This window comes from Sphingobium sp. B2D3C (assembly GCF_025961835.1).
GTDB lineage: Bacteria > Pseudomonadota > Alphaproteobacteria > Sphingomonadales > Sphingomonadaceae > Sphingobium.
On sequence record NZ_JAOQOK010000001.1, the window covers coordinates 3,291,245 to 3,313,504 of the forward strand.

19 protein-coding genes are annotated in these 22,260 nt (G+C 64.3%); 12 read left to right on the plus strand and 7 right to left on the minus strand.

The features are described from left to right. Positions 1-49 precede the first annotated feature (49 nt). On the plus strand, positions 50-1,240 hold the full coding sequence (locus tag M2339_RS15365) for a glycosyltransferase (protein WP_264588031.1): 1,191 nt from the start codon (positions 50-52) through the stop codon (positions 1,238-1,240). Between the two features lie 9 nt (positions 1,241-1,249). On the opposite strand, the gene M2339_RS15370 is transcribed toward M2339_RS15365, so the two are convergent. Beyond that, on the minus strand, positions 1,250-2,749 hold the full coding sequence (locus M2339_RS15370) for a lipopolysaccharide biosynthesis protein (protein ID WP_264588030.1): 1,500 nt from the start codon (positions 2,747-2,749) through the stop codon (positions 1,250-1,252). A gap of 292 nt (positions 2,750-3,041) precedes the next feature. On the opposite strand from M2339_RS15370, the gene rpsM reads away from it, so the two are divergent. The 5 genes from rpsM to rplQ all read left to right on the plus strand — a co-directional run bounded on the left by rpsM (position 3,042) and on the right by rplQ (position 7,329). After that, positions 3,042-3,410: a 30S ribosomal protein S13 gene (rpsM, locus tag M2339_RS15375; RefSeq protein WP_181558379.1), complete on the plus strand. Its 369-nt coding sequence runs from the start codon at positions 3,042-3,044 to the stop codon at positions 3,408-3,410. 492 nt (positions 3,411-3,902) lie between these two features. Next, positions 3,903-4,292 (plus strand): 30S ribosomal protein S11, encoded by a 390-nt coding sequence (gene rpsK, locus M2339_RS15380; protein WP_014077853.1) that lies wholly within the window; start codon positions 3,903-3,905, stop codon positions 4,290-4,292. A 128-nt stretch (positions 4,293-4,420) separates the two neighbouring features. Then, positions 4,421-5,485, plus strand: a complete 1,065-nt coding sequence (locus M2339_RS15385; RefSeq protein WP_181558380.1) for a DNA-directed RNA polymerase subunit alpha — start codon at positions 4,421-4,423, stop codon at positions 5,483-5,485. A 190-nt stretch (positions 5,486-5,675) separates the two neighbouring features. Further along, positions 5,676-6,746 carry a radical SAM/SPASM domain-containing protein gene (locus M2339_RS15390; protein ID WP_264606458.1) on the plus strand — a complete coding sequence of 357 codons (1,071 nt, stop codon included), beginning with the start codon at positions 5,676-5,678 and terminating at the stop codon, positions 6,744-6,746. Between the two features lie 157 nt (positions 6,747-6,903). Further along, a complete protein-coding gene (rplQ, locus tag M2339_RS15395) occupies positions 6,904-7,329 on the plus strand; it encodes a 50S ribosomal protein L17 (RefSeq protein ID WP_181558381.1) in 426 nt (141 codons plus the stop codon). A 178-nt stretch (positions 7,330-7,507) separates the two neighbouring features. On the opposite strand, the gene M2339_RS15400 is transcribed toward rplQ, so the two are convergent. From M2339_RS15400 to M2339_RS15425, 6 genes are all read right to left on the minus strand, one after another. Next, entirely contained in the window at positions 7,508-8,308 is an 801-nt protein-coding gene (locus M2339_RS15400) for an IclR family transcriptional regulator (protein ID WP_181558382.1), read from the minus strand. A gap of 138 nt (positions 8,309-8,446) precedes the next feature. Continuing rightward, complete coding sequence (locus tag M2339_RS15405) at positions 8,447-9,391, minus strand: hypothetical protein (protein WP_264588028.1); 945 nt, start codon at positions 9,389-9,391, stop codon at positions 8,447-8,449. 86 nt (positions 9,392-9,477) lie between these two features. Then, positions 9,478-12,081, minus strand: coding sequence for a TonB-dependent receptor (locus tag M2339_RS15410; protein ID WP_264588027.1), 2,604 nt, complete (start codon positions 12,079-12,081; stop codon positions 9,478-9,480). Between the two features lie 244 nt (positions 12,082-12,325). Beyond that, on the minus strand, positions 12,326-13,861 hold the full coding sequence (locus M2339_RS15415; RefSeq protein ID WP_264588026.1) for a tannase/feruloyl esterase family alpha/beta hydrolase: 1,536 nt from the start codon (positions 13,859-13,861) through the stop codon (positions 12,326-12,328). Positions 13,862-13,899: 38 nt separating this feature from the next. Then, positions 13,900-14,388, minus strand: coding sequence for a DUF3237 domain-containing protein (locus M2339_RS15420; RefSeq protein WP_264571798.1), 489 nt, complete (start codon positions 14,386-14,388; stop codon positions 13,900-13,902). A 16-nt stretch (positions 14,389-14,404) separates the two neighbouring features. Beyond that, complete coding sequence (locus M2339_RS15425; RefSeq protein WP_264588025.1) at positions 14,405-16,066, minus strand: carboxylesterase/lipase family protein; 1,662 nt, start codon at positions 16,064-16,066, stop codon at positions 14,405-14,407. 354 nt (positions 16,067-16,420) lie between these two features. On the opposite strand from M2339_RS15425, the gene M2339_RS15430 reads away from it, so the two are divergent. From M2339_RS15430 to M2339_RS15455, 6 genes are all read left to right on the plus strand, one after another. Further along, positions 16,421-16,897, plus strand: a complete 477-nt coding sequence (locus tag M2339_RS15430) for a nuclear transport factor 2 family protein (RefSeq protein WP_264579941.1) — start codon at positions 16,421-16,423, stop codon at positions 16,895-16,897. A gap of 60 nt (positions 16,898-16,957) precedes the next feature. Beyond that, positions 16,958-17,437: a nuclear transport factor 2 family protein gene (locus M2339_RS15435; protein WP_264588024.1), complete on the plus strand. Its 480-nt coding sequence runs from the start codon at positions 16,958-16,960 to the stop codon at positions 17,435-17,437. A 3-nt stretch (positions 17,438-17,440) separates the two neighbouring features. Continuing rightward, positions 17,441-19,672: a PQQ-dependent dehydrogenase, methanol/ethanol family gene (locus tag M2339_RS15440; protein ID WP_264588023.1), complete on the plus strand. Its 2,232-nt coding sequence runs from the start codon at positions 17,441-17,443 to the stop codon at positions 19,670-19,672. A gap of 129 nt (positions 19,673-19,801) precedes the next feature. Further along, positions 19,802-21,223, plus strand: a complete 1,422-nt coding sequence (locus M2339_RS15445; RefSeq protein WP_264588022.1) for an MFS transporter — start codon at positions 19,802-19,804, stop codon at positions 21,221-21,223. Between the two features lie 45 nt (positions 21,224-21,268). Then, positions 21,269-21,733 carry a DUF3237 domain-containing protein gene (locus M2339_RS15450; RefSeq protein WP_181558391.1) on the plus strand — a complete coding sequence of 155 codons (465 nt, stop codon included), beginning with the start codon at positions 21,269-21,271 and terminating at the stop codon, positions 21,731-21,733. A gap of 2 nt (positions 21,734-21,735) precedes the next feature. After that, entirely contained in the window at positions 21,736-22,209 is a 474-nt protein-coding gene (locus M2339_RS15455; protein WP_264588021.1) for a nuclear transport factor 2 family protein, read from the plus strand. The last annotated feature ends 51 nt before the right edge of the window (positions 22,210-22,260 follow it).

A 22,260-nucleotide genomic window follows, 5' to 3' on the forward strand; every position in this document is an offset into this window, starting at 1 on the left:
TCGCAAACGAGGCTGGTGCGCTGGGCGCAAATAGGACGGAGCGATAGTGGTGACGGGGATCGAAGCGCGGGTGATAAGCCTTCTGGATGACGGAAGGCGCCGCTACGATCCGGTGAAGCCTGTCATCCGGTCCCATCTCGCGCGCCGCTTCCCTCGCCAGGCCCAGACGCGGATTCTGTTCATCTATGCCGATGATCAGATCGCCTGGCCGCAAATCTACCCTTTCTATCATGACGCGGATCGCTTTGCCCGACAGGGCTATGCGTTCCGCGCCGTGCCTTATCCGGCGGAAAATGCGGAGCATCTGATCAAGGATGCGTCTGCCATCCTGATCCAATCCTTTTATGTGTTGCCGGATGGCGAGCTCGAGCGCGTGTTGGAGCGGGTCAAGTCCGCCAATCCGCACGCGCCCATCACCTATCTCGACTGGTTCGCGCCGACCGATGTCCGCTTTGCCGACCGGGTCGCGGATTATGTCGATCTCTATGCCAAGAAATCACTGATGCTGGAACGCGATCATTATCGCGTCGCCCAAGCAGCGCACACCAACCTCGCGGCTTATTACGGCAACAAGGCGGGGCTGATTGTGGACGAGCCAAACTGGCGCTGTCGGCCGGACATCGTCGACCGGCTCGTGCTGGCGCCGGCTTTTGCGACCGCGCCAGTGCTGCTCAAGGCGTTCGAACAGCGTCAGGCGATCCCCAGCGGTCCCCGCCCCATCGACGTTCATGCGCGCTTCGCGCTCGCACCTGCGCAGTTGCACGCCGAGGGGCGGGTGGACGCGGGTGAGCGCACCCATTGGTATGTAATCATGCGCCGCGAGGCCGAGCAGGCCGTGCGAGCCCTCGCTGCGCGCCATCAGGTGGCGTGGCAGGGCCGGGTCGATCGGGCTGCGTTCATGAGCGAGATGGACCAGTCCCAGCTGTGCTTCAGCCCGTTCGGTTTTGGCGAGATCTGCTGGCGCGATCTGGAGGCGGTGCTGACCGGCGCCGTGCTGGTGAAGCCCGACATGAGCCATCTGGAAACCTTCTGCGACATCTACCGGGCCGGGGAAACCTATGTGCCGGTGCGTTGGGATTTGTCGGACCTGGAGGATGTCGTTGCGGACTTGCTCAAGCGGCCCGACGAATGCCGGGCCATTGCCGAGCGTGCCTTCGCTGCGATCAAGAGACATCTTGATGGCCCCAAGCTCGAAACGCTACTGCAGCGATTGACGGCAGGGGCCGCCTCGGCCGGCTAAGCCTGCCTTTTATTGCTCGGATAGTCCTGGCTGGGGCCTTTTGAACCGTCCCAGCTTGCGCAGGACGCCGCTGAAGATGGCGATCAGATCCGTTTCCGGCCCGGCGGGCCGTCCGCGCAGGATCCACACGCCCAGATGGCAGGCGATATAAGCCACCCCGCCCACCGCAATCGTCGCCAGCAGGCCGGACACGCTGTGCGCGACATGGGTGGGCAAGGCCATCTTGAAGGCGATCACTCCTGCGCACATGCCGCCCACGGCGACAAAGGTGCGCGCGCAGCCGAGAAACTGACGGCGGATGCTGACATGCACGATCTGCTTGGCGAGCAGCATGTTGAGCAGGACAGAGGCAAGGGTGGACAGCACGCGCGCCCCGAGCAGCCCCGTTATGCCGAACAGCAGAAGCCCGGTGATGATAAGCGGCACGCGGAATGCAAAGGTCATGAGATCGCGAACGAACAGCGCGCGGGTCGCGCCCATTGCCATCGCGAGCGGCGCGGTAGCGGTGACCAGATTCTCGAACGCGAAGGTAAAGGCCAGCACTTGCATGATCGGGATGATCTCGATCCATTTCGGGCCGAGCAACACATGAACGAACATGTCGGCAACCAGACCGAAGCCGGCGCCGGCCGGCACGCAAACCGCGAAAATGACGGTCAGCGTGCGCTGATAGGCTGCGGCGAGCCGGGCGGGATCATGCCGAACCGCGGTGAGACCGGGAAACAGCAGCCGGATGAGCGGCGTTGAGAGCTCGCGCGTGGGCATCCGCGCCTTCTCATCGGCATAGCTGTAAAATCCGACTTCGCGCTGCCCCAGAACACCGCCCAGCACGAGACTGTCGATGCGCGCGTTGACGGTCGTCAGCACGGAACTGAAGGTCATCCAGATCGAGAAGGACCAGATCTCGCGCACCTTCGAGAGCCTGAGGCGCGGCAGATAGGGCGCATAGAGATGCGTGACCACTACGCTCAGGAACTGCATCAACACGATCGGGATCACGATCGCCCAATAGGTCTGGTACAGATAGGCGATCACGACCGAAGCAGTGACGGCCGCCACGCGCGTTACGACCCCCGCGATCGCGTCCGGTGCGAAGGAGAGCTGCTTCTGGATCATCGGCCAGCGGGCACTGTAGAAGCCGCTGATGAAGGCCTGCCCCGCAAGCGCAAGCATGATCGGCGCGAGACGACTGTCGTCATACATGGCCGCGACCGGCCAGGCTGCCCCGGCCAGCAGCAGCGTGAGCATCATCGCACGAATGAAACCCAGCGTGAACGCGCTGTGGAAGTGATCGTCCTCGATATCGTTGATCTGGATGAGCGCCTCGGACAGCGGCATGGAGGTCAAGGCCGTTACGACCGCGCTGACCCCCAGTGCAATGGCGACCAGGCCGAAGTCTTCCGGCATCAGCAGGCGCGCCAGCACGATCGACGAGGCGAAGGAGACTAAGTTGATGATGACCTGCGACGTCATCACCCAGCCGGCCCCCTTCACGAGTCGCGTGGTCACCGAGGATGTGGGAGCGCTTTGGGACATGAAAAAGGGGCTCTGATTCGGAAACGGGCGACAGGGCGGCGGGCTGGAAGGCTCATAAGAACCCGGTAGGGGTTTTGATACTGTTAAAGAGGCGGTCCGTTCCGGCCTGCCGTTGACAGGGCACGAGCGTTGCAGTAACGACCGCCGTTCCCAATGCGACAAGGTCAACGGCAGCGCGAGCGAGCGCTCGCCGTGCTTTGCGCGTCCGGGTTCAACGCTACGAGATAGGGTGCCCGCCAGAGCATCCTGTGGAGCAGGAGGATATATGGCACGTATTGCGGGGGTCAACATCCCGACCAACAAGCGCGTGATCATCGCGCTGACCTACATCCATGGCATCGGTCCCCGGACCGCCGTGGGCATCGCCGACAAGCTCGGCATCGATCACAGCCGCCGGGTTCAGGACCTGACCGACGCGGAAGTGCTGCAGATCCGTGAAACGATCGACGCCGACCTGACGGTCGAGGGCGATCTGCGTCGCGAAACCGCGATGAACATCAAGCGCCTGATGGATCTGGCCTGCTATCGCGGCCTGCGTCATCGCAAGGGGCTGCCGGTCCGTGGCCAGCGCACGCACACCAATGCGCGCACCCGCAAGGGCAAGGCCAAGCCGATCGCCGGCAAGAAGAAGTAACGCAAGGCCGGATGGCGCGATGCTGGCAGGGCTGCGGCCATGCCATCGCGAGCCGCCCGGCGCCGGAGCGATCCGGCTTCTTCTGTTCCGCCGGGCGCATGTGCTGAAACATCGCATCCGCACCCGCCAGAACAGTCCGGACCAGACGTCCTCCGCCGTAGCAGGCCCGCCCCAATGGAGGCGCGCCAGACCCGGCAAGGCTCGCAAGGGCAGGGACGTGCAGGGGCAAGGCGCGACCACCGGATCATCCGGTTCCTCGCTCCCCGCCCCGGCAGTGTGCAAGCGCTCAGGTCCTGGTCCCGCATGGGATCGCCTCTTTCGACGGGCCTGCCGATCACTCGGCTCCCGGGGCGGGATGGGTGATCGGCATGGGGACCGGCAAAGGGACGATGCTCCCGGCGCGGACAGGCATGGCAGGGTGTGTGCGACGCAGAAATTGCGAAACAGGCGCAGGCACCGGTTCAACCAGTTTCGAGTAGGAAAGTTAGTCAGATGGCACGGGAACCCCAGCGGCTTCGCAGGCGCGAGCGCAAGAATATCTCGGCAGGCGTCGCGCATGTGAACGCCAGCTTCAACAATACCATGATCACCATCACCGATGCGCAGGGTAATGCGATCAGCTGGTCCAGCGCCGGCATGATGGGCTTCAAGGGCAGCCGCAAGTCGACGCCTTATGCCGCGCAGGTCTGCGCCGAAGACGCCGGCCGCAAGGCCGCCGAGCATGGCGTGCGCACCCTCGAGGTGGAAGTCAAAGGCCCCGGTTCGGGCCGCGAATCGGCTCTGCGCGCGCTGCAGGCCGTCGGTTTTACCATCACGTCCATCCGTGACGTCACGCCGATCCCGCACAATGGCGTGCGGCCGAGCAAGCGCCGCCGCGTCTGATTCGGCCCGACGAGCAGGGCGGGGGTTTCTTTGCGGAAACCCCATCCCTGCCCGACCATTCCTTCTAAGGCCGGGGCCGGATCGCAGCTGCACTCCACCGTCCTCCGCCCAACTCCCAGGGGAAATACATGACTGTCAACATCCGGAACTGGCAGGAATTGAAGAAGCCCAATGGCCTCGAGATCAAGGCCGGGGGCGACCCGAAACGCCGCGCGACCTTCGTCGCCGAGCCGCTTGAGCGCGGCTTTGGCCTGACGCTGGGCAACGCGCTTCGCCGCGTGTTGCTCTCCTCGTTGCAGGGCGCCGCCGTCACCGCGATCAAGATCGAGAACGTGCTTCACGAATTCTCGAGCCTCGCCGGTGTGCGTGAGGACGTGACCGACATCGTCCTCAACGTGAAGCAGATCGCGCTCAAGATGGAGGGCGAAGGCCCCCGCCGTCTTCAGCTCAGCGCCACCGGGCCCACGACCGTCACCGCCGGTGACATCGTGGTGACCGGCGACATGGCCGTGATGAACAGCGATCTGGTGATCTGCCATCTGGACGAAGGCGCCAGCTTCAACATGGAGCTGACCGTCGACACCGGAAAGGGCTATGTGCCTGCCGTGAACAACCGCCCGGCCGATGCGCCGATCGGCCTCATCCCGGTGGATGCGCTCTACTCGCCCGTGCGCCAGGTGGCCTACAAGGTCGAGAACGCCCGTATCGGCCAGGAGCTGGACTATGACCGGCTCAACCTGACGGTCGAGACGGACGGCACCGTCAGCCCCGAGGACGCCGTGGCCTATGCCGCGCGCATCCTGCAGGACCAGTTGCAGCTCTTCGTCCACTTCGAGGATGCGCTGCCGACCGCCGGCCCGAGCACGGGTGCAGGCGCCGGTGCCGCAGCCGACGAAGGCGAGGGCGACGCGAACCAGATCAACCGCTATCTGCTCAAGAAGGTGGACGAGCTGGAGCTTTCGGTCCGTTCGGCCAACTGCCTCAAGAACGATAACATCATCTACATCGGCGACCTCGTTCAGAAGACCGAGGCCGAGATGCTCCGCACGCCGAACTTCGGCCGCAAGAGCCTCAACGAGATCAAGGAAGTGCTCTCCAGCATGGGCCTGCGCCTCGGGATGGACATCCCGGGCTGGCCGCCGGAGAACATCGAAGAGATCGCCAAGAAGCTCGAGCAGGAGCTTTTGGGCTGAAAGCATCGGGCCAAAGTGAACCTTTGACCCGGTTCAGCTTGGATGATGAGAAAAGCCCCTGCCGCAAGGTGGGGGCTTTTTCTATGTAGGTGCAGCGCAAGTGTTATTTTGAATATACAACGTTTATAAATTTCAATGATATTTGCATACTTCACCAGCGAATCTGTGAGGCCCTGTGCAAATTGGAACATTGAGCCGGCTTGGCGCCAAAGCGTTGCGTAGAAGCTTTACCGAAGCATTGTTTTTTCGATCGCGCATTAATTTCACGCGCCCGTCAGACATCAAAGCGACATTGACCGAGCGATGCAATTATCGGTGCGTCTATTGTGCGCACTGGCGGCAGAAACATTACACGGACGAAATGCCGCTGGAAGCTTGGAAGCACGCTCTTCGGTCGTTGAAGGATTTCACACCCGGCGGTGCGGTCCAATTTATCGGCGGCGAGCCGATGATCGTCCCGTGGTTTTTCGATTTGGTTTCATTTTGTCACGAGGAAAGAATCGACTGGGGCGTCATCACGAATGGCTCCAGCCTCAGCGAAGCCCGGGTACAGGATATCGTCGCCGCAAAGCCTCTCAACATTGATGTCTCGATAGATAGCGCCCTTTCGGCCGAACATGATTCCTTACGAGGGGTTGCAGGATCATTCGGAAAAGTGCGTGCGGGCGTCGAGCGGCTGGTCGCTGAGAGGACGCGGACGCACAGCCGGTTCCTCATCCGGCTGAAACCGACGGTTACCAGGCAAACGATGACCTCGTTGCCAAACTTGGTAGATTGGGCCGAAACGCAAGTTGGCGTGTTTGTCGACTTTTCCCCGGTACGTCTCTGGCGCCAGTCTGATGTCCAAGCACTTTATCCGGCCACCCCGGAAGATTTACGTCAACTAGAGGCGGTGGTCGGCATCCTGATTAGGCGCAAAGTCGCCGGTGCACCGATTGAAACGAGCGCAGACAAGCTGTTGGCGATGATTGATCATTTCTCGGGTCGTCCGAACAGTCACGGTGTTGGTCGATGTAGGGTGGGACTACGTAGCCTCGACATTCGCCCGAACGGCGATGTCATCCATTGCTGGAACTTCAATCGGATCGGAAATGTCCGCGAAGCTTCGATTGCAGATATCTGGGAGAGCGCCGAGAGGCGGGCCATGATCGAGCAAACCGTCGCGTGCGATCTCTTCAAGACGACATGTAGCACCTCCTGTCATGCTCACAGGACCTTGCGTCAGGAGATTGCGCGCGGGATTCGCTATTTGCGCAGCTGACGCACAGAATGCTTCCCCTTGACTCTTCGCGCGCAACCCGCTTTAGGGCGGCGCTTCAAGTCCTTCTTGCAGGAGGCCGGGTTTTGGCGGTGCCCGTTATGCATCGCCTGGTACGGGGTGCCTTGCACGGCCCCATAACGAACGAAGGACTGGACTCATGCGTCACAGATATGGCGGCCGCAAGCTGCAGCGCACTTCCGCTCACCGCACCGCGATGTTCCGCAACATGGCGGCCGCGCTCATCAAGCACGAGCAGATCAAGACCACCCTGCCCAAGGCCAAGGAACTGCGCCCTTATGTCGAGAAGCTGATCACGCTCGCCAAGCGTGGTGGCCTCTCCAACCGTCGTCTGGCCCATGCCCGCCTGCTCGACGACGCGCAGCTCACCAAGCTGTTTGACGTGCTGGCCGAGCGCTACAAGGATCGCGCCGGCGGCTACACCCGCATCATCAAGGCGGACATCCGCGCGTCGGACGCCGTGCAGATGGCGATCATCGAGCTGGTCGACCGCGACGAGAGCGCCAAGGGCCAGGACAGCGGCCCGGTGCAGACCGCCGATGAGGACGAGCTGGAAGCCGCCTGAAGCCGCCACAGCCCGCCTGACCAGACCAAGTATTTAAAAGGCCCCGCTGGCACGACCGGCGGGGCTTTTTGCTGTCTGCTGATATGGAGCCGGGGTGACGGCGAGCCCGGCAATGCCGTGAGCGCGCGGGGCCGCAGCCCCGTCCCGCAGCGAGGCCTCTCCGTCATGTCCCTATCGATCAGAGGCTCTTGCGCTGTCGGCTTCCGCCATGGCCGAGTGCCGCGCTCATGCCGCGCGCGGCCTTGATCACGGCCGCGCTCAAGCTGGGCTGCATCTCGGCATCGTAACGCACGGCGGGAATGGCGACGCCAAGGCTGCCGAAGATCTGGCCGCGCGCATTGAATACCGGCGCCGCCGTGCCATTGGTGCCAAGCGCGCTGGGGCTGGTCGCCACGAAACAGCCCTGCTTGCGCACGCGCTCGTTCTCGGTCTGCAGCAGCTCGTAGGTCATCGGCGGCGTGCCTGCCTCCAGCGGTGGGCCTTGCCGCTCGATGGCGATGCGCACATCGGCCTCGTCCAGCCAGGGCAGCATGGCGCGGCCGAGCGCGCCCCAGACGAGCGCGCGCGTCTTGTAGGTCTCCACGACATATTGCAGCGGGTGGAGCGCGTTGATCGTCTCGATGATCGAGCAGCTATGCTCGTTCGGCAGGTAGAGGGCGAAGGCACAGGTCTCCTGAAACGCATCCGACAGGTCGGCGAGGAACGGCCTCGCAATGGCGCCATAATCGAATTGCGCGGCGACCATGGAGGAGAGGCGCACCAACTCGCGGCCGACGCGATAGCTGCCATGGCTCGACTTTTCGACGAAGTTCATCGCGCCCAGCGACTGGAGCAGGCGATAGGCGGTGCTGGTTGGGATGCCGACATCCTCGGCGAGGTCGCGCGGGGTGAACTCGCCATGTTCGGCGACCGACTTGAGCGCCCGCAGCGCGCGCTCGATCGCGCCGGTCATTTCGGGAGCTTCACTGGCCTTTGCCATCACCACGCATCCTTCTTGCCGCGCAGGCCGTTTCCCGCCCGCTCCGCGCAGCCCAGCTTCGCAGGCTCTTAGGGAGTGGGCGGTAAATTCGCAATCACCGGACCCCGGTCGCGCGCAATGCCAATTTGCGGCGCGGCTTCAGGGGAAGTTCTTGCGTTGGACCGTCCAGCGCGGATCGGTGCAGAGCGTGCAATCCGCGCCGACGAACCAGCGCGCGGCGCGCGCATCGCCCTTGAGCTGCCAGTCCAGCCAGGCCAGCGCCACCGTGCCATAAGCCCCGCCATTTTTGAGCAGGAAGGTGCCGGAATGGGCGACATCCTTGCGCACTGCGAGCATCGCCGGGATGCCGCTGATGCGCGAGAAGTCGTCCGTGCCGTTGGGCAGGGCGCTGTCCTTCTCGCCATGAATATAGGCGATGGTTCCATGGATCGTCTCGAGCGATTTCTTGGTGATCTCGGGGGCGCCGGGCAGGCCGCCGGTGCCGATGTTCCACACGCCGCCATTGAGCATCAGCGTGGTCGTGACGCGCGGATCGGTGGAGGACATCGCCAGCGCCTGCAGCGTGCCGCAACTATGGCCGGAAACGCCGATCTTGCTGGTATCGAGCCGGCCCTTGAGCGGGCTGCCATCCTTGCTGTTCTGCGCCACTGCCCAGTCGATCGCCGCCTTCATTTCGTGCGGCAACGTGCCGGTGGGGCCATCGAGCGGCGGCGGCGTTGCCGGCATGCCGAACTCCCGCGGCCAGCGCCCGAAATTATTCTCCTCGCCCTTGGGGCCGATCTTGCCCAGCGCCACGACGAGATAGCCATGCGCGGCAATGTGATCGAGCATGTAGCGATAGGCGTTGCCCTTGTCCGCGCAGCCGCCATTCGCCCAAATGAAGATAGGCAGCTTCTTGTCCCTGAGCGCGGCCAGATTGGCCGGCTGATAGACGGTGTGATGATCGAGGCCGTCAATCTCGTCGGTCATCGTCACCCGATAGGGGCCGGCTCCGCCGCTGGTGGAGGTGGTCGCTGGGGCCGCCGTGGCCAGCGCCGCGCCGAGCGCGAGGGATATCAGGGCCTTGCTGCTGCTGTTCAACATTGCTGCCTCTCCGGCTTCATCGGGATTTGAGAAATGGCCGGGGCGGCGGCGGGATGATGGCCATCCCGCCGCCGCCTGCCGGTTCGTCAGAAGGTGCGCTTGAGCGACAGCGACCACTCGCGCGGCATGCCGGGATTGGCTGCCACGGTGCCCGAGTTGTTGTTGGGGCCGATGCCGGTCCAGTACAGCTTGTTGGTGATGTTGGTCACCTGCAGGGCAAGCTGCCAGTCGTCATCAGCCGAGTTCCAGGCGATGCGGCCGTTGAGCAGGCCGTAGGAGGGCAGATAGGACAGCACGTTGTTCTGCACCGTCAGGGTCTGTTGCCGCGAACGCCAGCTCCAGTCGAGGCGCGGCGTGATCGAACCGGTGGAACCGAGATCGAACTTGTATTGCGCGCCGACGCTGATCTGGCGCTTGGGCGCATAGGGCAGCGTCATGCCGTACCGCAGGCCGGCGCCCAGACCGCCCGACGGTGCCGTGCAGGTCGTCGGCGTGAGGGCCGGCGAGCAGCCCGACAGCTGATCGTACTTGAAGTCCAACAGCGCCGCCGATGCATCGATGAGCAGATTGTCGACCGGCTCGAGCGACAGTTCGGCTTCCAGACCCTTGAGCGTGGCCTTGCCTGCATTGACGAAATAGGAGCAGGTCAGGTCGTTGGGCGAAATCGGGCAGCCGGCATTCGGTGCGGTCGTCACGCGGGAGAAGACACTCGCGATGAAGTCCGAATATTTGTTGACGAATGCCGAGACGTTTAGCTGCGCGCGCCGATCGAAGAACCGCGACTTGAAGCCGATTTCATACGCCTTGAGGTTCTCGGGGTCGAACGGAACCGCCTGCGCCGGTGTATAAGGACGGGGATTGATGCCGCCACCCTTGAAGCCGGTGGCGACGCTTGCGTAGGTCATGATATCCGGCGTCCACTGATATTGCAGCACGGCGCGCCAATCGACATTGTTGCCCTTGTAATCGCCCTCAGCGCCATTCAGTCCGCAGAAGGCAACGTGGACGACGCCATAGTTCACGCCATTGACCGTGCAGGGGAAATAAGGCGCCGGGTTACCGGCCTGCACGCCCGGACGACCGCCCCGGAAGAAGCGGAACGTCTTTTCCTCCTCGGAATAGCGGATGCCGCCGTTCAGCTCGAGCTTGTCGGTGATCCGCCAGGAGGCATTGGCAAAGGCCGCCCAGTTGGTGGCGGGGATTTCGTCATATTCGGTGAAGATCAACAGACCCTGGTTGATCGTGCCGCGATAGGTGCCGAAGCGATTGATGTAGAAGCCGCCCACGACCAGATCGACCTTGTTGTCGAACAGGCTGGAGGCAAGGCGTAGTTCCTGGCTGAACTGCCAGTTGGTCGCTTCATAATCGATCAGCGCGTTGCTGAGCGGTGTGGCATCGAAATCCTGCACCCAGTTGGCCGTGAAGCTGCGATAGGCGGTGATCGAGGTCAGCTTGAGATTGTCAGAGAAGCTGTAATCGATGTTGCCGCTGACGCCCCAGCCATTCACGCGGCTCTGCGACTTGAAGCAATAGGGCGCGGAGCCATCCACCGGCTGCGCATCGCAGTAGGTGGAGTAATTGACATAGGGGCTCTTGGTGAAGCTGTCCCCCGCCACACCCCAGGGCGAATAGGGCACGAACGGCGAGGTGCCGGTCGTGGGATTCCACAGGTTGAGGCCGTTTGTGGGGGCCGTGGAATACATGGGATAGTTGCGGCTGAGGTTCAGCCCCGTCGTGCCCGGCGTGTAGCTTGTCGCGTTGGCAGTGCCGACAAAGATCAGCGTCTGCGGCGCGGCCTCCGAATCGTCGCGGGTAATATCGCCACTGATGTTGATCTCCAGATCCTCGGTCGGCACCCAGCGCAGCGAGCCGCGCGCCGCGACATAGGATTTGCCACCCTCCGTGCCGAGCTGGCACTTGCGGCCATCGGCTTGCGAGGGAATGTTGTAGACCGCGTCCAGTTGCGGATGGGTGCAGGCGAAGTCGTAGACCTTCACATAACCGTCCTGATTGCGCGACACGCCCGAGATGCGGGCGAACAGGCGATCCGGCACGATGGTGAAGTTAGCCGCTGCGCGCACGTCCACGCGATTGAGGCTGCCAACGGTCGCTTCCACGAAGCCGCCGTCATTGCCATCGGGCTTCTTGGTGTAGAGCTTGATGGCGCCACCGATGGAGTTCATGCCCGCCAGTGTGCCCTGCGGCCCGCGTAGCACTTCGACCCGCTCCAGATCGAGCAGATCGAGCACCGATCCGGTGAGCGTCGAATAATAGACGTCATTCACATACACGCCCACGCCCGGCTCGAAGGCGAGGCTGAAGTCGGCCTGGCCGATGCCGCGAATATGGGCCTGCAGCGACGGGCCCTGCGGATTGCTCTCGCGCAGGTTCACGTTCGGCGCCTTGGTGGCGATCTCAGTGATGCTGGTCTGGCCGCGTGCCTCAAGCTGCTGCGCGCTCAGCGCGGTGATGGCGATCGGCGTCGATTGCACATTCTGCGAGCGGAACTGGGCGGTGACGATGATGTCTTCCGTCTTCCCGCTCTCTTGCGGGGCGGCATCCGTCTGCGCGGCGGCCGCGGTGGCGAACAGGCTGGCGGGCACGCACAATGCGGCGGCCAGGGTGATGCGTGATATGCCACCGAGGCGGACATGGCCACGCGCGCGTCCTTTCAGAAACTCGGAAATCATTGGCTCTCTCCCTCAACTCGAATTTTGAAAAAATCGGCTGTCTGGACTCAGAATTTTGTCTTTTTACGTCGTCTGAAAACTGGCGTGGCCCGGTCGATGCGGTCTGGCTTCGTGCCTGTATCTGCGCGATTGCGTGAACCGGATCGGGCCCTGCTCCCCCTTCTTCCCCTCCTTCTTCAGTGTCTGGCGCGCACCCTCCGGCAGAGTCGCTCAGGCGACGAGCCATAGGGTGTCGCGAGTGTCGTTACGTGCCTCCCCGCGCATGGCTGTCGCAGCGCAGATCGGCGCCTGGACCGGTCTCGGCGCCCTTGGAGTGTGATGCTTGTGCGGGCCAGGCGCAGAGCGGGCGGGCCGTCGTCACGGTCCCGTCCGCGTCCGCATGCCGGGCGAGGATCGCGCCGGGCGCGGTGCCCTGCTCCACCCATGCCACCAGCGCCGCGAGCAGGTCGCTCTCGGGCTTGCCGGTCGCGCTGCGGTCTTCCGATCCGCCGAAGCGGTCCGTGCCGGCCCCGCCCCGGCAGTGCTGCATGCCCGGGACCATGTAGAGCCGGGCGAAGGCGTCGCGGTCCTGCTCCGCCTCTGCGCCCATGCGCGCGAAGAGATCGAGCGTGGAGAGTGGCTGCACGGATGCATCGGCCCAGCCATGATAGAGGATCAGCTTGCCCCCGCGCGCCGCGAAGGTCCGCATGTCGGCGCTGCGGGCATCCATGGTTGCAAAGCTTTTGCGGGCGGCCGCGAGATCGGCGGCGAGATCGAAGCTTGCCGGGTCCCAGCCGGCGTCGCCCCGGCCTGCGCTGTGACGCGCATGGCCGAACATCTGGACCGGCAGCGGTGGCAGGCCGCCGGGGCGGGCGGTGATGCCGGGCAGCAGGCCGAAATCATGGGCCTTGCCGGTGCTGTCGGTGAGCGGCGCAACGATGTTCGCGATGGTTTTGACGGTGGCGGGCGCAAGGCAGTCTGTAGATTGGCCGGGCTTGCAGGCGAGCTCCTCGACGCGGAAAGCGCAGCTGCGCGGATCGTCGATAATGCCATCGACCGCGCCGTCATTCGCATCGCAGCGCGAAATGGCGCGGCGGGAGACCAGATCCCATTCCGCCGCGCTGATCGCGACGCCGTCGTTCTGCGTCTGGGCCAGATGCACATGCAGCAGCCGGGCGGCGAGCAGGGGCACGTCCAGACCCGGCGCGCCGATGAGCGCACCGTCATAATCGCCGGGGTAAAGCTGTAGCTCACGAAGGCCTTGCCGTCCGCCGCCGGAGCAGCCGAGGAAATAGGCGTGCGCGGCCGGCACGCCGTAAAAGCCATCGATGATCGCCTTAGAGACCTGCGTCAGCCGGTGATATGCGAGATGAGCGTATGTTTCCGACTTGCGGGCATCGTCGATCCAGCGCTCGCCCTGGCGGTGCCCGGTATCGCTGGAGGCAGCGGCAAAGCCCTGCTCCACGCCGCGCGCCATGTCGGCATAATTATAATAGCCGGCCTCGCCGCCGACGCCGGTGCCGAGGAAGCGCCGATTCCAGTCGCGGGGAAGCCAGAGCTCGAAGCCGATGTCGCCGTCGATCCTGCCGGCCAATCGGCAGAAGTCCGCTCGCACCGCTTCGCCTTGCGGCGATGTCGGCGAGGTGGGACTCTGCCAGTGCGAAGCGGGCGCCACCGTTTCGAGTGTGGTGAGCGTCACGTTGGCGGGCAGGAGGGCGCGGGCCGCTGCGCAGCGATCGGCAAAGGCCGGCGTTCCATTGGCGGCGAGCGCAACGGAGGCGCTGCCGAGCAGGCCCGCCAAAGCGAGGGTCTTGAAAGCTGTGAGGGATCGCGCCGCGATCACAGCACCGCCCAGTAGGAGAACACCGCGCGGTCGGCGCGGCGATCGATCTTGCCCACGAACATCGTGCGGCAGAGCCAGTCATGCGGGCCTTCCGGCGCATCGAACACCGGGCTGGCGCCGGCATAATAGTCCGCCGGGTCGACGGCCTCGTAATTCTGGAGCCGGGCCAGCACATCCTTGTTGCCATGCCGCACGCCGCGGTTCTGCAGCTCGATGATCGTGCCGTCATCCGCCTGGATCAGATAGCGCGCCTCGAACTTGACGGTGTGGTCGGTGCGGATGGTCGGCCAGTCGCCGCCGCTGTGCGGGACGACGATCCCATTCAGGCGCGGGCCGCGTACGATGCCGCTTTCCACGCCCACAAAGCCGCGCTCGGCACCCCAGAAGGTGGGGCCGTAGCGATAGCGCTTGGTCAGCTCGATCTCGATCTCGAAGGCGAAATCGAGCGCGGGCGGCTGGCGCTCGGGCGTTAGCGATCTACTCATTAGCGGCCCCTCCTCATCAGCGTATCCAAGGCCCGGGCGGGCGCGGTTCGCGTTCGCCGAGCTGCTCGGAGCCGAAGCGCGCCATGTAGCTGCGCTGCGCGGCCAGCGGATCGGATTCGAGCCGAACGGTCTTGCCGAAGCGCATCGTGGCCCGCAGCGAGGTTTCGTAGGGCAGCCACACCGGCATGTGCGGATTGTCCGGCCGGCCGGTCCGGGCGAAGGACGTCCATGCGCCGGACATGGCGGCACGCAGGGCATCGGCTTCGGGCGTCACCGTGCCGACGCCGGAATGTGCCTCGATATTGCCTAAGGTGAAGGCCAGCTCAATGCCATGGGGCGACACCCCGTGCAGACTGCCAATGTCAGTCGGCCAGTCGACCAGATAGAGATAGGCCGGTGCCCGCCCGAGCGCGGCCTTGCTTTCGGCCTGGATCGTCGCGTCGAGCAGATAGGACCGGTCGGTGGTCAGCCGTGCGAACAGCCGGGTGTTGCTATGGTCTGGGAACATGCCCCGCCAGGTCTCGATGGCCTTGGGCGCCTCGCCAGACGGGAAGAAGCGCAGCGATTCCTCCAGCACCCGCGCATCGCTCATCGTGTCGTAGGAAGGCACATGGCCGAGGAATATCGTCGTTTCCTCGATCGTGGTGCCGAGCATCATCGGCACGTCGGCGCTGAGCAGCGGCGCGTGCGGCAGGAACGGGTGCTGGACCACGCTCAACCCATCCACGAAGGGACGGAACTGGCCGGTCTCGTTGCGCACCTCGATGCCGGTGGCGGTGAGCGTGCGGGTCGGCACGTCCGCCAGCCGGCGGAGCCCGCCTTTGCGGATGCCGAGCTTGTGTAGGAGGCGGTCGGCGCGGTCGAGCGAGACCTCACGCGAGTCGAGCCGGATGCCGGGGCCGCTTTGCGAGATGGCGCGGTGGAACAGGCCCGAGGCCGATGGCATCGTCATCATCGCATTGATTTTGCGGCCGCCGCCGGAATGGCCGAAGATCATCACCCGGTCGGCATCGCCACCGAACTGGCCGATATTCTCGCGCACCCAGGCGAGGGCCAGCGCAATGTCGAGTGCGCCGGCATTGCCGGAGAGCGCATAACGCTCATCACCCGCTTCCGAGAGATTGAGATAGCCATGGACGTTGAGGCGATGGTTGATCGAGACCATCACGACGTCATGATTGCGCGCCAGCCAGGCGCCATTGCTGACGGGATCGTCCGAGCCACCGACTTCCCAGCCGCCGCCATGGACCCAGACCATCACCGGCTTGCTGCCGGTCAGCGAGCCGGTCCAGACATTGGCGACAAGGCAGTCTTCCGAATGCGTGGGCGTGTCGGGACCGCCGAGAAAGCCATGCTGCGGGCAGCGCGGCCCGTAGCGCGAGGCGTCGCGCACATCGCTCCAGGGCTTGCGTGGGACAGGCGGGAGGAAACGTGCGGCGCCGCCCGTCGGCTCGCCATAGGGAATGCCCTTGAACGCATAAACGGCGCCCTCGGTAATGCCCTGCACCTTGCCGGCCGAGGTCGAAACAATGGGCCGCTCACCGACCGCGCCGATGGCGGCGAGCGAGGGCGCGGCGATCAATCCGACGCCAGCGCCGAGTAGGCCGCGCCGCGAGAAGGCCATGTGTGGCCGCCGTGACAAGCTGCCGGTGCGTGCGGTGGAGAACGGATCGCTCATCGCATCACCTTCCGCGATGGGAAGGCGCGCTGAGACACGCGGATGCAGCCGGGATGCAGCATTGTCCTCTCCTGTGAACCAAGCTCCTGCCGCGACTCTTTCCTGAATCGTCTAGCAATCATGAGATGAAACTTGCAAATTTGTTCATTCAGTGCAAGCTGGTTCCGTTCAATGAGAAAAAATTGCCGTTTCCCATTTCGTTGCGGAGCGGTTGAGCGGGGAAATGCGGATCGCCGAGTCGGGCCAGAGGTCTGAACAGGCGGCCGCGCGGAGAGGGTGCGATTCGGTCCGGCGCGTGCGCGACGGACCGTCGACACCGGATCGGACGATCATGGGTCGGGAAGAGGTGAGAGGATGAAGATATCGCTAGTGCTCGGTGCCCTCCTGCTGGTGGGCGTGACTGCCGCGATCAGCTGGTGGCTCGGGATCAATCACGAGCGCAGGCGCGAGCAGGCCAATATCGAGATGGTGCTGGCAATGTGGGATGGCGTCATCAATCGCGCCGATCCCGATGCGGTAATGAAATACATCGATGAGGATTACATCCAGCATAACCCCAATGTGCGGCAGGGCCGCGAGGGCGTGCTGGAGCTGATCTCGCTGATCCGCAATCCGCCCCCCGCAATGATCCCGCCCGGCAAGAAGACGCTGAAGAAGGCCATCGCGCAGGGCGACTATGTGGTGGTGATCTGGACCCAGCCGCAGCCCGATCCGCACAATCCCGGCGAGACCTACTCCGGCGAAGCCTTCGACATGTTCCGCATCGCCGATGGCAAGGTGGTCGAGCATTGGGACGATACCCGCAAGGCGCTGACACCCTGGCGGCGCTAGGCGCTGACCCCCAGTTCCGGCGCCCAAGACAAGATTTGAGACCTGAGGAGAGGAACGTTCATGGCCAGTTTCGCTGACGACCGCGCGGAAATCGAGGATCTGCAGGCGCGCTATCTGTTCGCGCTCGATTGGCAGGACCCGGATGGCTACGCCGGCACCTTCGCCGAGGAAGGCGTACTGGATTGGGCCGGTGGCATCGTGCGAGGGCGCGAGGCAATCCGCGAGGAATGCGTGGGCATGCGCACCTACTTCTCGGGGCGCGGCAAGGGCGAGGAGCCGACTCGCCCGCCGCGGCTGCGCCACTTCATCACCAACATCACCGTGAAGGTGGAGGGCGACAAGGCCTGGAGCCGCTCCTTCTGGTTCGAAATCGACAACGATACCCGCCTGCGCACGCCCTATGTCGGCGGCTACGGCCATTATGAAGACGAGTTGCGCCGCGTCGATGGCAAATGGCTCTTCACCTTCCGCAAGATCTGGAACGAGTGCATGGAGGACCGCGCCGCCGAATATGTGAACCCCGTCACGCAGATGGGTTGAGCAGTGTCCGGGCGTCCTGCCGTGCCGCCATCCGGTGTGTCGAGCCTGCTTGGCGCCATGCTGGGCCTTGCCCTGCTGGCGGCCTGCTCGAACGCGCCGCCCGGCAGCATGGCGGGACCGCCTCCGTTCGGTGCGGGCGACGATTGGGACAATCCGGGCGGGGACTGGGCGGAAAGCCGCTACTCCCGCCTCACCGACATCGACAAGACCAATGTGGGTAGGCTCGGCCTCGCCTGGGATTATGATCTCGGCACCACCCGCGTGCAGGAAGCGACGCCGGTCGTCATCGACGGGGTGATGTATACGTCTGGCAATCTCGGCCGGGCCTATGCGCTGGACGCGGCAACGGGCCGCCAACTCTGGGCCTTCTCGCCCGAGGTCGACATGCAAGTCAATCGCTACGCCTGTTGCGATCAGGCCAATCGCGGCGTGGCCGTGGCGGACGGGAAAGTGTTCGTCGCCGCGCTCGACGGATGGCTCTATGCGCTCGACCAGAAGACCGGCGCGGTCGTCTGGAAGGCCGACAGTTTTCTCGATCGCAATCGGGCCTATACCAGCACGGGCGCGCCGGAAGTGGCGGGCGACCTCGTCATCATCGGCAATGCCGGCGCGGAATATGACACGCGCGGCTATGTCATCGCGTTCGACATCCGCACCGGCAAGGAGGCCTGGCGCTTCTACACCATACCGCGCGATCCCGCGCTGGGGCCGCAGGAAAGCAAGGCGCTGGAGGCGGCGCTCAAGACCTGGAATCCGAAAAGCCGCTGGGATATCGGCGGCGGCGGCACGGCCTGGGATGCGATCACCTACGATCCCGAATTCGATCAGGTCATCATCGGCGTCGGCAATGGCGGGCCTTATGCGCAGGCGATCCGTTCGCCGGGCGGCGGGGACAATCTCTACCTGAGTTCGCTGGTCGCACTCGACCGCAAGACGGGCGCGATGAAATGGCATTTTCAGGAGACGCCGGGCGACAACTGGGATTTCACCTCCGTCCAACCCATGATCCTGACGCGTATGGCGGTGAACGGCGCCGAGCGCCCCGTGCTGCTGCACACGCCCAAGAACGGCTTCTTCTTCATGCTGGACCGGGAGACGGGCAAGCCGCTCGCTGTGCACAGGATGGTGCGCACAAGCTGGGCTTCGGGCTGGGACCTCAAGACCGGCAAGCCGATCGCCACGCCCGAATATTCGGACATCAATGCGGGTCCCAAGCTGGTCTTCCCGGCCCCGCCCGGTGCACGCAACTGGTATGGCGCGGCTTATGATCCGCAGCGCAAGATGTACGTCGCCCATTTTCTCGACATGGGCAATCTCATCATGGTGCCGCCCGCCAATCTGACGATGCCGCGGCGCAAGCTGGCCCTGAACGCGGGCACGGAATCGATCTTCACGCCCTTTCTGGAGGCTGCGCTTCCCGGTCTGCCCAAGGATGTGCAGAAGACCATCACCGATCTGCCGCAATGGCAATGGGTGAAGGACAAGCCCTGGGCGGCCGATGTGCGCGCCGTCGATCCGGTGACCGGCAGGACGATCTGGAGCTATCCGCGCGAGGACGGCTGGCAGGACCGCAGTGGCGTACTCACGACGCAGAGCGGCCTCACCATCTTCGGCACGCTGTCGGGCAAGCTGGTCATCCTGGATTCCGATACCGGCAAGGTGGTGCGCACGATCGACACCGGTCGCTCGATCCTCGCCGCCCCCATGACCTACCGGGTGAAGGGCGTGCAATATATCGCGGTGCAGACCGGCTGGGGCGGGGGCGGCTGGGGACTGGTCCCCGATTATTCCGCGGCCTATGCCAAGGGGAACGCCAATCGCATCCTGGTCTTTCGGCTGGATGGTGGGCCGGTGCCGATCCCGCCGGATCTTCCGCCGGAGGGGCCGATCCCGGCGCCGCCCCTGCAGATCTCCGGCACCGATGCCGATCGGTTGGCGAAGGGACGAGTGCTCTTCTCGAAAAACTGTTCCATCTGCCATTCCAACATGCCGCGCGCGCCGCTGCCGAGCCTGACCCGCATGAGCGAGGGCGCGCATCAGGCGTTCGAGCAGATCGTGCTGGAAGGGCTGCTGCTGCCCAACGGAATGCCGCGCTGGGACGATCTGCTGACGCGCGCCGACGTGCAGGCGATCCACGCCCATCTGATCGATCTGCAGAGCAAGGCATACGCCCGGCAGCAGGCCGGAGCGCCGCCGGAAACCCCGATCTACTCCCGCATCACCACGGCCAACTGATGAGAGCATGAGCGAGATGGATGATATATTCTCACTGTTCGGAAGGGTATCGCTCTCGAGAGATGTGGAGAGGCGTCCCCTGAGGATGAGCATCCTTGTCTGCCTGGCCTCGGACGCGGGTGGTCGCTTATGACTGCCGCAGCGACGGCCCTGCCCGAGCAGGATGGCATCGACATTTTCGAATCGGCCCGGCTCAAGCCGCGCTACTGGCTGCTCGTCGTCCTGTTGATGACGCAGGGCCTGTTCGAGTTTTTCGATTTCTACATCATCGGCTTTCTGGTCAGCGTCATCGGGCCGGAATGGAACCTCACCTTCGGCCAGGTCTCTATCGTGCTGCTCTCGGCGGGCGTGGGTCAATTGGTGGGTGCGCTACCCTTCGCCTGGTTCGCGGATCGTTACGGGCGCAAGCCGGCGTTGATCTCCGGCATCGTGCTCTATTCGTTGGCGGCCGGCTGCGCGGCCTTCGTGCCGGACGGGAGCTGGATGCTGTTCGCGTTCCTGCGCTTCATCGTCGGGGTGGGCTATGGCGGCACGCAGATCACCTTGCTGATAGAGATCGCGCCGACGCGCTGGCGGACCATGATCGCAAGTGCGAGCGGCCTGATCGCGCCCGGCGGGGTGTTGCTGGCCTCGTTGCTGGTCGCCAATTTCCTGCCGACCATCGGCTGGCGCGGCCTCGCCCTGCTCGGTTTCTTCCCGCTCGTCATCGCCTTCGCACTCTACTTCCTGGTGCCGGAATCGGTCCGCTGGCTGGTCTCCCAGGGCCGCGCGACCGAAGCGCATGATGTGCTCGCCAAATATGTCGATCTGCCCAAGGACCAGATCCCGCTGCCGCGCGTGCCCAAGGAAGTGCGCCGCGCGCGCCTGCGCGACATTGCGCTGTATCCGGGTCGCTTCTGGCTGATCGTGGCGACCAGCTCCGGGCTCGGCATCGCCGGCTTCGGCGTGGCCTTGTGGGGGCCGACGGTGCTCACCATGCTGCTCAAGATCCAGCCGGCCGAGGCGGCTGCCTATTTCGTGTTCGTGAGCATTGCCGGCATCGCCGGTCGGGCGCTGTGGACGATCACCCCGCATTTCATCGGTCGCTGGCGCTCCGCGCTCATCTGCCTGTTCGGAACGGCGGTGACGATCAGCGCTGCGGCCTTCCTGCACCCTTATTTCGTGGCCGGCGTGCCGGTGTTCCTGCTGTGCCTGATGTGCGGATCACTGTTCTACGATGGCGGGGCCTCCAACAGCTCGCCTTACGGGACGGAACTGTTCCCAGTCCGCCTCGCCGGGCTGGGTGGCGGCCTCGTCCAGATGGTCAGCGGCTTCGGCAAGCTGCTCGGGCCGATCATTCTCGCGCTGATCGCCGGCAGCGGCAATCTGCTCTCGCCCCAGGCAACGGAAGCCGCGATCACGCCCGGCTTCCTCACGCTCGCCGCCTTTGCCGTCATCGGCTTCCTCGCCACCTCGATGCTGCGATACGAAACCCATGGCGTCCGCATGGTGACCGATGAGGACGATTTCGTCTCCGGCAAAGTCAACGCCAAGCCACCTCCGCTCGCTTGAGCGCCGCCGCCCGCCTTATCCACACACCACATGCAAGGAACCGGTATGCAGCCGCCTGAACTGGAATATGTCTTCACCATCGAGATCGATCTGAGCCCCCGCTTTCGCTACGGCCCGACCACGGACGGGTTGGAGCGCGGCTATGTGGGCGTGCTCGGCGGCCGCATCACCGGCCCGCGCCTCAACGGGCGCATCGTGCCCCACACCGGCGGGGACTGGCCCAGCATCCGCCCGGACCAGACCTGCGACTTCAATGCGCGTTACCTGATCGAGGCCGACGACGGCACGCTGATCCAACTGCGCAACACCGGCGTGCGCCATGGACCCAAGGAAGTGCTGGATCGCCTGCAGAATTATGAGCCCGTCGACCCCTCCGAATATTATATGCGGGTGACGCCGCAGTTCGATGCACCGGAAGGGCCGCATGGCTGGCTCAGCCGGACCGTGTTCATCGGCAAGACGGATCGGCAGAAGACCAAGTCCGTGTTCAACTATTGGGCGGTGCTCTGAACATGGCGGAGTCCTCTGCAGGGCTGTTTCCGGTGGATCGGGCGATCGCGCAGGGCGCGGTCGTCGATCCGGCACAGGCCGGGAGCGCCGATCATATCGCGCTGACGGCGCGCAACCGGGCGTTGATGATCGACTTCGTGACGATCCTCTACGAGCAGCGCGATCCCCGCCGGGCCTTTGAGCGATATGTCCATGAGGATTATATCCAGCACAACCCGATCATCGCCGATGGCCGCGAAAATGCGCTCAAATGGCTGGAGCCGGTCTTCTCCAAACCGGGCACGGAGATTCAGGTCCGGCGGGTGCTGGTGGATGGCGATTATGCCACCGTGCAGATCATCGGACGGATGGGGCCGGAAGATGGCGGCAGTGCGGTCATGAACATCTTCCGCATCGAGGACGGGCTGATCGTGGAGCATTGGGACGTGACGCAAGCGATGCCGGCGGAAACGGCAAGCGGGCGGCCTTTGGGATAAGAGGATACGACATTTCCGTTCGTCATTCCCGCGAACGCGGGAATCTAGAAC

Bases quoted from the DNA above. Each gene is read 5' to 3' on its own strand.
- rpsM (WP_181558379.1), top strand. From the start codon at position 3,042: ATGGCACGTATTGCGGGGGTCAACATCCCGACCAACAAGCGCGTGATC.
- rpsK (WP_014077853.1), top strand. From the start codon at position 3,903: ATGGCACGGGAACCCCAGCGGCTTCGCAGGCGCGAGCGCAAGAATATC.
- M2339_RS15385 (WP_181558380.1), top strand. From the start codon at position 4,421: ATGACTGTCAACATCCGGAACTGGCAGGAATTGAAGAAGCCCAATGGC.
- rplQ (WP_181558381.1), top strand. From the start codon at position 6,904: ATGCGTCACAGATATGGCGGCCGCAAGCTGCAGCGCACTTCCGCTCAC.
- M2339_RS15400 (WP_181558382.1), bottom strand. From the start codon at position 8,308: ATGGCAAAGGCCAGTGAAGCTCCCGAAATGACCGGCGCGATCGAGCGC.
- M2339_RS15405 (WP_264588028.1), bottom strand. From the start codon at position 9,391: ATGTTGAACAGCAGCAGCAAGGCCCTGATATCCCTCGCGCTCGGCGCG.
- M2339_RS15410 (WP_264588027.1), bottom strand. From the start codon at position 12,081: ATGATTTCCGAGTTTCTGAAAGGACGCGCGCGTGGCCATGTCCGCCTC.
- M2339_RS15420 (WP_264571798.1), bottom strand. From the start codon at position 14,388: ATGAGTAGATCGCTAACGCCCGAGCGCCAGCCGCCCGCGCTCGATTTC.
- M2339_RS15425 (WP_264588025.1), bottom strand. From the start codon at position 16,066: ATGAGCGATCCGTTCTCCACCGCACGCACCGGCAGCTTGTCACGGCGG.
- M2339_RS15430 (WP_264579941.1), top strand. From the start codon at position 16,421: ATGAAGATATCGCTAGTGCTCGGTGCCCTCCTGCTGGTGGGCGTGACT.
- M2339_RS15435 (WP_264588024.1), top strand. From the start codon at position 16,958: ATGGCCAGTTTCGCTGACGACCGCGCGGAAATCGAGGATCTGCAGGCG.
- M2339_RS15445 (WP_264588022.1), top strand. From the start codon at position 19,802: ATGACTGCCGCAGCGACGGCCCTGCCCGAGCAGGATGGCATCGACATT.
- M2339_RS15450 (WP_181558391.1), top strand. From the start codon at position 21,269: ATGCAGCCGCCTGAACTGGAATATGTCTTCACCATCGAGATCGATCTG.
- M2339_RS15455 (WP_264588021.1), top strand. From the start codon at position 21,736: ATGGCGGAGTCCTCTGCAGGGCTGTTTCCGGTGGATCGGGCGATCGCG.